11 protein-coding genes and 1 pseudogene are annotated in these 11,738 nt (G+C 66.5%); 5 read left to right on the plus strand and 7 right to left on the minus strand.

Features of this window, described 5'->3' with window-relative positions; all coding sequences use genetic code 11:
- Positions 1-857 (plus strand): VldE C-terminal domain-containing protein (locus VE172_RS19015; protein WP_324803542.1); only part of this gene is annotated, 857 nt, incomplete at its 5' end.
- A 24-nt stretch (positions 858-881) separates the two neighbouring features.
- Entirely contained in the window at positions 882-2,291 is a 1,410-nt protein-coding gene (locus VE172_RS19020) for an ATP-binding protein (protein ID WP_324803543.1), read from the plus strand.
- Between the two features lie 28 nt (positions 2,292-2,319).
- Here VE172_RS19020 and VE172_RS19025 read toward each other — a convergent pair whose 3' ends face one another.
- From VE172_RS19025 to eccB, 7 genes are all read right to left on the minus strand, one after another.
- Positions 2,320-3,357, minus strand: a complete 1,038-nt coding sequence (locus VE172_RS19025; protein WP_324803544.1) for a hypothetical protein — start codon at positions 3,355-3,357, stop codon at positions 2,320-2,322.
- Between the two features lie 58 nt (positions 3,358-3,415).
- Positions 3,416-3,925, minus strand: a complete 510-nt coding sequence (locus VE172_RS19030; protein ID WP_324803545.1) for a hypothetical protein — start codon at positions 3,923-3,925, stop codon at positions 3,416-3,418.
- A 37-nt stretch (positions 3,926-3,962) separates the two neighbouring features.
- Positions 3,963-5,465, minus strand: coding sequence for a hypothetical protein (locus VE172_RS19035; RefSeq protein ID WP_324803546.1), 1,503 nt, complete (start codon positions 5,463-5,465; stop codon positions 3,963-3,965).
- 84 nt (positions 5,466-5,549) lie between these two features.
- Positions 5,550-5,894 carry a hypothetical protein gene (locus VE172_RS19040; protein WP_324803547.1) on the minus strand — a complete coding sequence of 115 codons (345 nt, stop codon included), beginning with the start codon at positions 5,892-5,894 and terminating at the stop codon, positions 5,550-5,552.
- Positions 5,894-6,934 carry a hypothetical protein gene (locus tag VE172_RS19045; RefSeq protein WP_324803548.1) on the minus strand — a complete coding sequence of 347 codons (1,041 nt, stop codon included), beginning with the start codon at positions 6,932-6,934 and terminating at the stop codon, positions 5,894-5,896. Before VE172_RS19045 ends, VE172_RS19040 begins: the two co-directional genes overlap by 1 nt.
- Before the next feature lie 12 nt (positions 6,935-6,946).
- On the minus strand, positions 6,947-7,465 hold the full coding sequence (locus VE172_RS19050; RefSeq protein WP_324803549.1) for a hypothetical protein: 519 nt from the start codon (positions 7,463-7,465) through the stop codon (positions 6,947-6,949).
- Positions 7,466-7,683: 218 nt separating this feature from the next.
- Positions 7,684-9,081 (minus strand): type VII secretion protein EccB, encoded by a 1,398-nt coding sequence (eccB, locus tag VE172_RS19055; protein WP_324803550.1) that lies wholly within the window; start codon positions 9,079-9,081, stop codon positions 7,684-7,686.
- Between the two features lie 275 nt (positions 9,082-9,356).
- On the opposite strand from eccB, the gene VE172_RS19060 reads away from it, so the two are divergent.
- The 3 genes and pseudogenes from VE172_RS19060 to VE172_RS19070 form a co-directional block, all read left to right on the plus strand.
- Complete coding sequence (locus VE172_RS19060; protein ID WP_324803551.1) at positions 9,357-10,475, plus strand: type VII secretion protein EccE; 1,119 nt, start codon at positions 9,357-9,359, stop codon at positions 10,473-10,475.
- 34 nt (positions 10,476-10,509) lie between these two features.
- Positions 10,510-10,815: a hypothetical protein gene (locus VE172_RS19065; protein WP_324803552.1), complete on the plus strand. Its 306-nt coding sequence runs from the start codon at positions 10,510-10,512 to the stop codon at positions 10,813-10,815.
- A 20-nt stretch (positions 10,816-10,835) separates the two neighbouring features.
- Positions 10,836-11,738, plus strand: a pseudogene (locus tag VE172_RS19070) (hypothetical protein); the annotation flags it as partial.

Here is an 11,738-nt window from a genome sequence, read left to right on the forward strand (position 1 = left end):
TCAACGAGTTCTCCGCGGCGGCCTACATGCACGGCGGGCTGCCGGAGACCACCGAGATCCTGGCGGCCGGCTCGCCCGACGAGGCCGTCGGCCAGATCTCCATGCTCGGCTTCCTCGGCGAGCAATCGGGCAAGCACCTCAAGGACCTGAAGAGCGCCAAGGAAAAGCTGAAGGCCGAACAGGACTCCCTTGACGACGAGATCTCCAAGGCCCGCAAGGCGCAGGCGAAGATGAAGAAGCTGCGCGACCAGGCGGCCACCAATCTGGCCTCCGCGGGCGGCGTCCCGGTCGCGGGACCCTCCCCGTCCAGCGCGCCCGCCGCCGAACCCGCCCCGCGCAACGCCGACGGCTCGCTGCCCGAGGAGGGTTGCAGCGAGGACGATCCCACCACGTCGGGCTGCATTACCCCGCGCATGCTGCACACGCTGCAACAGGCCGTCATCGTCGGCTACCAGAAGGAAACCTCGTGCTATCGCGGATACAACGACGGCGGCGACCACCCCAAGGGCAAGGCGTGTGACTTCACCGTCGGCGCCCACGGGTCCGCGGCCACCGGCTCGGCCAAGGTGTACGGCGACCACGTCGCCGACTGGATGGTGAAGAACGCCCACGCCCTGGGTCTGCGGATCGTGATTTGGTACAACATGATCTGGAATCCGCTGCGGGGCGGCTGGCACGACTACGACGGCGGCCATACCGGCGATCCCAACCTGGACCATACGAACCACGTACACGTATCGGTGCTCTTAGCCTGGCGCTGGCGGTCCCCGCTTCGGGGGCCGCCGGCGCTTTTTCGGGACGGCGATCGATTACTATCGCGCGTGATACTATCAACAGCGATAGTATCGCCGATGTAACTAATAATCGCTCGGGGGCATGTCGTGGAGTTCGTTGGCCGAATTCAGGAACTGCATCTGTTGCGGCGGGAGCTGAAGCGGATCAAGCCCGCGGAATCGCGGCCAGGCCGCTGCCTGTTGCTTCAAGGGCGGCGACGGATCGGCAAGTCGGCCCTGGTGGAAAAGTTCATCGACGACAGCGGGCTGCCGTCGATGTTCTTCACCGCCGCGCGGCTTGACGCCAATGTGGAGCTTGAGAGGCTGACCGATGCGATCGCGGAGTCCTCGCTTCCGCATCGATCCGTGTTCGCCGAGACCGCGCCGTCCGCCTGGCATGGCGCGCTTCGCCTGTTGGCCGACACCGTCCCCGACGACAAGCCGTCCGTCCTCGTCCTCGACGAGGTTCCCTATCTCATGGACAAGGTCGACGGGTTCGAGGGATCCCTGCAAGCCGCCTGGGACAGATACCTGAGCAGAAAACCGGTGCTGCTCCTGTTGATCGGCTCCGATCTGTCCATGATGGAGACGCTCAACGCGTACGACAGGCCGTTCCACCAACGCGGCACCGAGATGGTGCTCGGCCCCCTCAACCCCGCCGAGCTGTCCACAATGCTCGGGCTCGCCCCGGCGGAGGCGTTTGACGCCGCCCTGGTGACCGGCGGGCTGCCACTGATAGCCGCCGAATGGGCCCACGGCGCCCCGATGTGGGACTTTCTCGCCGAGGCGCTGGCCAACCCCACCTCGGCGCTGTTGGTGTCGGCCGAACGCACCATCGCCGCCGAATTCCCCGCCGAAGCCCGCGCGGACTCCGTGATCGAGGCCGTGGCCGGCGGCGAACGCACCTTCAGCAACATCGCCAGGGCGGCGGGCAACATCGCGCACCCGACCCTCAACCGCGCCCTGAACGTCCTGGTGGCCAAGGGAATCGTCACCTCCGCGCTTCCGCTGTCCACCCGGCCGTCCAGGGAGCGCCGCTACTGGGTCACCGACCCTTACCTGAGGTTCTGGCTGCGCTTCCTCAAACCCGCCATGCCCGAGATCGAACGCCTGCGCGGCGATCTGACGCTGGCGAACGTTCGCCGCGGATGGTCGAGTTGGCGCGGACGGGCCGTCGAACCTTTGATCCGAGCGGCCCTGGCCCGCCTCCTCCCCGACAGCCAGCTGCCCGCGGCACGGGCGATCGGCGGCTACTGGACCCGCGGCAACGACGTCGGGATCGACATCGTGGGCGGCGACCGCGAGCCCATCGCCAAGGAGCTGCTCTTCATCGGGTCGATCAAGTGGCTCGACAACGCCGCATTCGACGATCACGACTTCGCCGCCCTGCGCAGACATGGGGACCACCTGACGTCGAAGCGCCTCCCGCTGGTCGCGGCGTCAAGGGCAGGGATTTCCGCCGCCGGAGTCGACGCGGAGTACGGCCCCGACGATCTGATCGCGGGCTGGTCGGGGTGACGGCGCACCTCAGCCGGAACCGCCGCCGTCATTTGTCGAAATAGCCCGTTTCGCCGCCCTTGTGTTCGGCGTCCGCCTCGTATTTGTTGACCGTTCCGGTGGCCTCGGCCGCCGCCTCGGCCGCCAGGTACATCCCGGCGAACTTGATCCCGTACTTCCGCCACTGCTGGTCGCGGTGGTACTTCTCGTGCGCCAGCGTGACGTGGTAGCCGCCGTGGTTCGGGTTGGACTGCTGCTCGAACTCGTCGAAGGTCTTATACGGGGTGACGAACGTGTCGCCGAAGGTGGTGCCGCCGCGGGCGTACATGTACTTCGGCGCATTGACACACGTCATCATGCCGTCGATCTCCTTGCAGGTGCCGCCGTGGCTCTCCACGTTCTTCTTGGTCAGCCAGCCCAGCGTCTGCGACTGCATCTTCTTGGGCACCAGGAAGTTGAACGCCGGGCTGGAGGCCATCAGCACCACCGCCTCCCAGTACCCCGCGACGTCCTTGAGGTCGTCCATCGGGCCCTTGCCGTTGGGACCCTTCTCGTTCAGCGGCAGGCCGACCTGCATCAGCGCCTGGCGGGCGGCGGTGTCGGCGGTGTGGGCCGCGTTGAGCGCCCCCGACATCAGCTTGTTGGCCGACTCGGCGAGACCGATGTTCTTGGCGTGATCGTCCTTGGCCTTCGGGGTGGCCTTGGAATAGGGCCCCCATTTGTCTTCGCGCCATTGGTAATCCACTGTGCCCTTCGTGGCGTCGTAAACCGCCTCGGGAAGGGTTTTGGCGATCGACTCGCCACGCCTCGCGTCCTGTTGTGCCGTCGACATCGCCGAGGCGAGGTCTCCCGCCACCCTGGACATCGACGACAGCTTGCCGCGCACCTCGTCGAGGTCGCCGACGTGGGCGGCCATGGTGGTGTTGGCCTGGGCTCCGTCGCGGCTGCCCCACACGGAGGTGAGCTTGGAGCGGAGGGCGTCGACGTCCCCGCCGTGCGATTGGGCCTGTTTCGAAAGCGCGGACAAACTGCTGGCGGATGTGGCAAGCCGATTGACGTCAAGATCGCGCAATTGTGCGAATTCCATGGAAAAACACTAATAGGTAAATGCGCGTTTTTCAATATCCACAGGGGATGGACGTCTATTATTCACCCGATTCGTCCATTTGATCCAGCGCGGGCTGCACCGAATCCACGAACGTCTGGAAGTCCGGGCCCACGATGCCCGCCTGATTGCGGGTCGCGGTGAGCGCCAACTGAATCACCGCGCGGATCTGCGGGTCGTGGATGTCGGGCATCACGAGGTACACCTGGCATTGCACCAGATCCACCGGCGTGCCGTCCTTGTCGAGCGTCATGCGCACCAGCTGCGTGGTGGCGGGGGCGTCGTCGGAGCCGGCGTCATCGCGGTCGGTGAGCGCCACGTCGGTGGCGATCTTCTCCAGGCGCTCGATCGACTCGTCGGCTATCTCGTGCAGGGTCGCCGGGTCGGTGCGCAGCTCGCCGCTGATGGTGATGTTGGCGGTGAAGTTGTCGTACGACGCCCGATGCAGCGCCACGAACGCCGCTCCCGGCGCCCCCACCTCGTCCGGCGGGGCGGCTTCCCAGCCGTCCGGCAGTCGAAACTCGATGGGGACGGGGAGCGTAGAGACCATGAAAATCTTCCGTTCGCGTTGGATGGCGGCCGGGCCGTTACCCGAATGGGTTATGGAAATGTGGGTGGGGGATCTTACTTATCAGGTCCCCAGCCTTATGGGCCACGTCCGTCACTGTCTTCTTGATCTTGGGTGGATCGATGGTGATCTGAGCGCCGAGCTTACCGCCGATTCCCAGACCCGCGCCGAACTTGCCGCCGATGGTCCACTTGCCGTCCTCGCCCTTGCCGAAGGTGACATTGGCCTCGACGCCCGCGCCGACCCAGCCCTCGGCGTTCACACCCGCGCCGACCCCGCCGACGTCGGCGTTGAAGTTCTCCGTGGCCTTCAGGCCCACCATCGCTCCGGCGTCGGCCGACAGGCCGTCCTTGCCGACCTTCGCGTTGAGCTCGGCGTCGGCCCCGGCCTGTGCCGTGGCGATGTTGCGGATCGACGCCGGGCCTCTCTCCAGGACGTCGACCTGGGTGACCTTCGCGCCGACCATGCCGTTGACGCCGAGCTTGAGGTTGCCGTCGCTGGTGGTCAACGCCGCGTTGCCCTGGACGCCCAGCACGCCGATGGTCTTGTCGGTGAGCTTGGTGCCGTTGGCGAAGGTGTGGTTGTACTGGCGGTTGTACTGCAGGCCCCAGGTGCGGCTGACGTTGGCGAGGTTGATCGCCACCTCGGGCTTGTAAGGATTGCGCGGGACCAAGTTGCCGTTCGCGTCGGTCTGCGGCGCGTTGAGCACCGGGGTGCGGCCCAGGGTTCCGTTCGGCTGGATGTAACGGTACGAACCGTCCCATTTGTTCATTCCGGTCGTGGGATCCATCAGGACCCCCGGACCGTTGATCCGCTGGTTGTTGCGTCCGAAGTACTGGTTGTAGTCGGCGATCAGCGGGATGGTCCCGGCGTTGCCCACGGACTGGAACAGCCCGACCGGGCCGATGTTCCACGCGCCCATGGGATTGGCGACGCCATTGACGGTGTGCAGACCCAGCGCCTTGGGGTCGTTGGTCGGGGTGATGGTCGGAACGGCGCCGGCGATCTTCTGGAAGGCGCCCTGCGCCACGGTGTCGACCTTGGTGGCCGCCTTGATGGCGTCGTCGACCAGCTGGTTGGCCTTCTTGACCAACCCCACGTTGTGCTGGTAGTCGGCCTTGGCCTTCGGGGTCGCCTTGTCGTACGGGCCCCACAGGTCGTCGCGCCACTTGTAAGTGGTCTTTCCGCTGTTGGGGTCGGTCTCGGCGCCCTGGATCGTCTTCACGATCGAGTCGGCGTGATCCGCCTTTTCCTTGGCGGGCTTGAGACCCGAGGCCAGCCGGGTGGTGGCGTTGGCGGCCTTGGAGAGGTTGTCGCGAATGTCGTCGAGACTTTGTACATGGCCTTGCAGTGATTTACCCGCGGTCGAGCCGTCCTGGGTCGGCCATACACCCGGGATCTGCCCCTTGTGCCCGTTGAGTTGTTCTCCGTGCGTCCCAGCCTGAGTTGACATGCCCTTGAGGGCTTTGCCCCGCGCTTCGATGGCGGAGATGTCGAGTTTTCTGAGTTGACCGTAATCCATTGCGGAGTCCTTGCCGGAGGTCCTGGGGAAGGAGTGAGGGTCGGTGCGGTGTCGGGATACACCGCACCGACCGTCGAATGTCGGTCAGGCCAACTTGTCGCTGATGGCCTTGCCCGCGTCGGAGGTGGGCCCGTCCGATTTCACGGCGTTGCCCCATGTGGCGTCGAGTTGGGCGTACGCGTTGGAGACGCTGTGCATGGTGCGACCGGTCAGGTGGATGTTCTGGCCGATCTTGTTGCTGTGGTCTCCCCACGCCTTGGCCAGCTGCGAGATGACCGCCGCCGACTCCAGTCCCTCGAGGTCGGCGTGGCCTTCGATCTCGGTCAGGTGGGCCTGGATCTTCTTCTTGAAGGCCGCACCGAGATCGGCGACGTCACCGGCGATCTTGCTGACCGGGTGGGTGTGGATGTCGAGATCGTCGCCGCCCATTACATCGCGCTTCCACTACCGATGACAACGGGCGCGCTGTCGTCGCGGGTCCACACCATCTCGTCCTCGGTGAGCCAGGTGTGGTCGCCCTCGCCGTCGTCCCCTTGGGACGGTGCGCCGGCGGCCCCCATGGGAGCGCCGCCGAACAGCCCGCGGTTCGGATCGTTGGAGGAGCTGGCCTTGGCGGCCGGGCGGCCGCGCTCGCCGCTGGCACCGCCGGCCATACCGCCGCCGGTTCCCATGCCCGCGGCGGCCAGACCCGAGGCGGGTCCGGCACCCATGCCGCCGCCCATTCCCCCGCCGGAGGAGGGGGCCGCGGTGGCGACGCCGCCGGCGGACACCGGGCTGGCGGCACCGCCGACGCCCGTGCCGGCCAGACCGGAATCGGTGGGGGAGGAACCGGAGTAGCCCATGCCGTCGTCGGCGTGGCCGTCGTAGGCACCGGTGGAGTCCACGGCGGAGTCGTCGTAGCCGGGGGCGCTGGACTCGCCGGAGTCACCGGAGGCCGTCGAGGCGGCGTCAACGGCCGCGTTGGCCGCCGAAACCGCGCCGTCGCCGGCGTTGGGGAAGGTGCGGGGGGCCGGCTTGGGTGAGTGCCACATCGAACCCATGACGGTCTGGTAGACCGCCGCCATGGTCTCCATGATGGCCGCCAGACCCGGCTGGGCGGCCAGTTCCTTGGCCGCGCGCTCCAGCGGGCTGGACGCCTCGACGACGGCGATGATCGGCGCCGCGGCGGCCTGGGCCGTGGTGATCGCCGCGGCGATCTGCTTCAGGCCCCGGTGCATGTCGCCGGCGTCGTCGCCGATCTGCTTGGCGTAGGTGGACAGTCCGTCGAGGGTGTCGCCGAAGGCCTGGCCGTCCTGCTTCTGCCAGAAGGGCTTGACCTCGGTGGCCCGGGCGGTCAGCTCGCCGTTGACGCTGTCGGCCGACTCGGCCGACGTCTTCCAGCCGTCGGCGGCGGCCTCGACGGCACCGGCGTTGGCGGAATTGATGAACAGCACCAGCTGTTCGTAGGGCATCGCTGCGTAAATTCCCATGTTCAATCCTATTTAGAGAGACGTCGACCGGAACGGCACGTAGACGGACCCGGCATCGTGGGTTCCCTGGGTTTCGAGCTCGCCGTAGAGGTTCAGCGCGTTGGCGGTGGCCCCCTTGGTGCCCTTCAGCGCGCTTCCCAAGTGGCCGAAGGTCTGGCTGTACTCGCCCTGCAGGCGGGCGTGCATCGTGACGGCTTCCATCGCCTCGGGGAACAGGCCCATCGTGGCGGCGACCGCGCCGGCGACGGCGGCGCCCCCCGCGGCGGCGTAGCCGTTCAGGGTCTCGAAGACCGGGAGGAAATCGGAGATCACCTGGGGATGGATGTCGGCGTCGCCGGACACGTCCGCACCCCCGCCGGAGGCGGAAAAGGAACCGGACGCCGAGCCATTGCTGTTGACGGTGGCGCTCGCGCTGCCAACCGGAGCCGCGGCGGGAACCGGATTCGGTTCGGGCTTGGCGGAGTTGACTTCGGGCTTTTCAGGAGCGTCCGAAATTCCACCCGAGATGTTGACACCTGGCTTCATGACCATGGCATGTGGCCTTTCGAATTGTCGGTTGGAGAAAGGGTATCGGAAATTGGTTAGAGTGTGAAGTCTTTGGATGTGTCGATTCCCGGTCTCTTATATGAGATCCCGAGTTGTCAACAAGACTTCATGTCTCCTCAAGGGACGTTATTTGGTGATATCAATAATCCGCGCAATTGACTATGATTAATGCGATAAATTGGACATATCGCGATTTAATCGCATCAACCGGCCTTGCCACTGGCGGGCAGTCCATCCTTGGCCTTGGACGGATCCAGCGTCGGCCCCTCGGGAACCAGATCCAGCAGCGCGGCGGAGACGTTCTGCGCCTTGGAGTTGGTGTAACCCAGCAGCTCCGCGGCCTTTCCCTCCAGCGGATACTTCACGCCGGTGTCGGTGAGGACGTACATCGTCCCCGCCGTGTCAGCGTCGCTGGACTGCGGATGCACCAACACGCCCTTGGTGGGCGGGACCGTGACGTGCTCGACCGTGCCGCTGTTGCTGTCGGCGCTGTCGGGGCTGGTGCCGGTGAAGATGTTGATCACCTTGGGGGTCTTGCGATACACCATCAGGGTGGTGTGGGTTCCCTTGTACGTGGCGCACACCGCCGAGTCGTCGGTGTTCATGTCGAAGGAATCGGGGATCGCCTGCGGGAAGGACTGCGGCTCGAAGTCGTCGGTCTCGTTGGCGTTGATGGTGTCGCCGTCGACGGACACCGGATCCGACTCGCCGCCCTTCTTGTTGCGCATCATGCGTTCCATGGTCTTGCCGATCTTGGCGAAGTGCCCGCCGGTGACCACGTAGGTGTCGCCGCCGTCGGTGGGCCGCGCCAGCTGGCCGTTGTCCACGCTGGCGCCGTCGATCTTGGCGTTGGAACCGGCGTCCTTGACATTGGGCACCAACAGATCCGGGCCCTGCGGAATGCCCGCCAGGAAACGCTTGGTGACCAGCTGCGGGGGGTTCTGCAGCTCCAGCGCGGTGAGCACCTTGGTGTCGGTCTTCAGCTTCTTGTTGTGCCACAACACGTAGACCTTGCCGTCGTCGTCCTGCACCGCGGCGGCCCGCTTGTCGCCGATCAGGGTGTCGCCGGAGGGGTGCCGGTCCAACATGATGTGGCTGAGCCGCTGCTTGTGGTTTTCCAGCACCGGGGCGCTGCACAGCTGCCACGTCGGCTTGATCAGGGAATCGTTGCCCGGGATGGCATCCGGGGCGCCGGCGATGCCGATCTTGTTGGCGCGCGGGATCTTCGACAGCTCCGCCGTGGTGACGTGCTCGATGTCGTCGTCGTTGACGGTGTCGGAGAAGGCCAGCTTGGCCGACACCAGGTTCTGGGTGGGAAACAGGACGTGCTGGGCGCCAACGTAAATGTAGGTGGCGCCGGTGTTCTTGTCGATGAGGATGGTGTCGTGCTTGGCGGTGCTCCAGTCGCCACCGGGAAAGATCAATCCGACGACCCAGAAGCCCCCGAAGATCAGCGCCGCGATGACGGCGCCGACGATCGCCGAGATGGCGGTGCGTCGCATCGGCAGTTCCAGGGCCTCGGGATTGTCCGAGACCATCGCCGAGACGATGCGGCGAGTGACGAATCGATACGCCTGTACCTGTTCGCGCTTTGTCCGCATTTCGGGGTGCCTCCAGAATATGCGAGTTTGTCTATCTCGTCCGATATCACTTCTTTGTCCACCCGCACATAGTGTGCAAATTGGATGGCGCTTGAAAATGTTATCGTCAGCGGCAGTCAATTACACCGAAGTATTGATACGGTGCTATTGATGCCATCCGATGGAAGCACTCTATAGCCCACCCCGGCTGCCATGAAAGGACGACCATGGCGACCACCGGTCTTCCGGTTCATCGTCCGCGATTGAGTCTCGGGCCGATCAGCCTTGTCCGTCTCGTGGCCTGCGAAATCCTTGCCGCCGGCGCATTCCTGGCGTGGATGGCGCCGCGACCGGTGGCCTACGGCGCCATCGGGGTCGCCGCCGTCGGGATCCTCGCGGTGCTGTTGTCCGGAACGCGTGGGATCGACCGCCGCGTTCTGTTGCGACTCCGAAGAGGACGTTTGCGCAAGCGCGTCGCCGCCTCGCGCGTCGCCGGGGACGCCCTGGCGGTGCTGGCGCCCCGGCTCCAGATCGTCAGCGTCACCGAACGCGACAAGGAGTTCGGCGTGGCCTTCGACGGCCAGGGCTGGTTCGCCGGGATCGCCCTGGAGACCGACGATCCCGCCGCGCCCGCCGGGCTCGGCGCCGCCACCGTCAGCTCGGTGGCCCAGGTGCTCGCCGACGCCCCCGGCAACGTCACCGGGATCCAGATCGTCTCCCACATGGTGCCGACGCCCAGTGTGGAGCTCGACCCCGACGCCGCCTGCATCGAGTCCTATCGGGAGCTTCTGGGCAACGACCCGGTGGTCTCGCACCACGCCACCTGGTTGGCGATCCGGCTCGACGTGGACGCCGCCCTCCCCGTGTCGGAGGAACGCGGCGGCGGCGTCGAGGGCGCCCGCCGCGCCGTGACGTCCGTGGCCGGCCGACTGCTGCGGCGGCTCGCCGACGCCGGGGTCACCTTCCGGGTGCTGGGCGCCGACGGTCTGCGCGTCGCCCTGACCCACTCGATCTCCGGCGAGACGATCTCGGCGGCGCTGGCCCAACAGGCCGTCGAGGAATGGAAGGCCTGGCGCCTGGGCTCCCTGGCACACGTGACCTTTGGCATGGACGGCCGCATCCGCGACATCAACGCGATGCGTCGCTTGTGGACGGCAATGGCCATGGTCTCGTCCTCGTTCTCCACCGTGTCGGTGACGTTGCGTCCCTGGAGGCGCAGCGAGACCGGCGTCAGTCTGGTGACCATGAACTCCCTTCTTCGGGTCGCCTACGACGACGATGTGGACGATGGCGTGGCCGACGAGCTGGTCGGCGCCGCGCGCGAATGCGGCGTCCGGCTGTGGCGCTTCGACGGTGAACAGGCCGCGGCCACCTATGCCTCCGCTCCCACCGGCGGCGGCTTCGGCGGCCGGTGACACCCGACAACCCAATGAAGACGAGGAGACAACGATGAACGCAGGTAACGGCGACGCCGACATGAAGCCCGAGGATGTGTTCGGTCACGTCCTCGACCTTCGCTCCACGGCGACGCGCCTCGGCACCAGCATCGACGCCGCCGACCACGGCATCACCATGGAAATGCAGGACCTGGAGACCACTTCGGCGTTCAAGGACTTCAAGACCAAAGAGGTCAAGAACTGCCGCGATGTCAAGGAGCGCCTCGACAAGCACGCCGGTGCCATGCAGGTCACCGTGACCAATTACCGGGCCCTCGACCAGACCAAGGTCGAAAACTGGCTGCAGGGCAAGAAGTGAGAGGCTGATCCGATATGGCATTGACGTGGCAAACCCTGAAGACCCTGGATACCTCGCCGATCACCACGGCGGCAGAGGGTCTCGGTCGATTTGGCAAGCTGCTTGACCAGGGCGAGCAGGAGGTCAAGCACCACGCGTCCAATGTGTCCAAGGCCTGGACGGACGAGGCGGGCGACACCGCCGTCCAGAAGGTGGACGCCGAACGCAAGCCCCTGACCATGTCCAGCGGCAACATGACCAAGGCCAAGGGCATCCTGACGGATCTACAGTCGACGCTGGCCTCGTGCAAGCAGCGGCTGCTCACCGAGCTGGGCAACGTCCGCAAGGGAATCTCGGCGCCCACCATCGGCGGCGACGGCACCGTCACCGCGAACTGGGCCCAGGGTTCACCCAACTCGGCCGTCGGTGGCACCGACGCGAAGTGGCCCGAGCCGGGAACCACCGCGGCGGTGCCGTACCACACCAAGTTCGGCACCGAGCAGGGCGAGACCGCCGGGCACTCCGCGGCGATCAAGAAGATCGTCAAGGAGGCCAACGACGCCGACAAGAAGGCCAAGCAAGAGCTGGACGCCCTGAGCGGCAAGAAGGGCGCCGACGACTCCGACGGCTCCGGCAAGGGCAACGACGACGGAGGCGGTAAGAACGACGGCGGCGGCTCGGGCAGCGACGACGGAGGCGGCGGCAGCGATGGCGGCGGCGCCGGAAGCGACGATGGCGGCGGCAGCGGAGACGACAGCGGCGGCGGCGAGGATCCCGGTTCCGGCGAGGACCCGGGCAGCGGCGGCGACGGCTCCGACCCCGGCAGCGGATCCGACCCGGGCAGCGGCGAGGACCCCGGTTCGGGTTCCGACCCCGGCACCGGCGACGACACCTACGATCCCCCCGCCGACGACGGCGGCCTGGCCGGCGGCGACGTCGGACCG

The sequence above is a fragment of the Stackebrandtia sp. genome (assembly GCF_035643755.1).
Lineage (GTDB): Bacteria > Actinomycetota > Actinomycetes > Mycobacteriales > Micromonosporaceae > Stackebrandtia.

Bases quoted from the DNA above. Each gene is read 5' to 3' on its own strand.
- VE172_RS19025 (WP_324803544.1), bottom strand. From the start codon at position 3,357: ATGGAATTCGCACAATTGCGCGATCTTGACGTCAATCGGCTTGCCACA.
- VE172_RS19030 (WP_324803545.1), bottom strand. From the start codon at position 3,925: ATGGTCTCTACGCTCCCCGTCCCCATCGAGTTTCGACTGCCGGACGGC.
- VE172_RS19035 (WP_324803546.1), bottom strand. From the start codon at position 5,465: ATGGATTACGGTCAACTCAGAAAACTCGACATCTCCGCCATCGAAGCG.
- VE172_RS19040 (WP_324803547.1), bottom strand. From the start codon at position 5,894: ATGGGCGGCGACGATCTCGACATCCACACCCACCCGGTCAGCAAGATC.
- VE172_RS19045 (WP_324803548.1), bottom strand. From the start codon at position 6,934: ATGGGAATTTACGCAGCGATGCCCTACGAACAGCTGGTGCTGTTCATC.
- VE172_RS19050 (WP_324803549.1), bottom strand. From the start codon at position 7,465: ATGGTCATGAAGCCAGGTGTCAACATCTCGGGTGGAATTTCGGACGCT.
- eccB (WP_324803550.1), bottom strand. From the start codon at position 9,081: ATGCGGACAAAGCGCGAACAGGTACAGGCGTATCGATTCGTCACTCGC.
- VE172_RS19065 (WP_324803552.1), top strand. From the start codon at position 10,510: ATGAACGCAGGTAACGGCGACGCCGACATGAAGCCCGAGGATGTGTTC.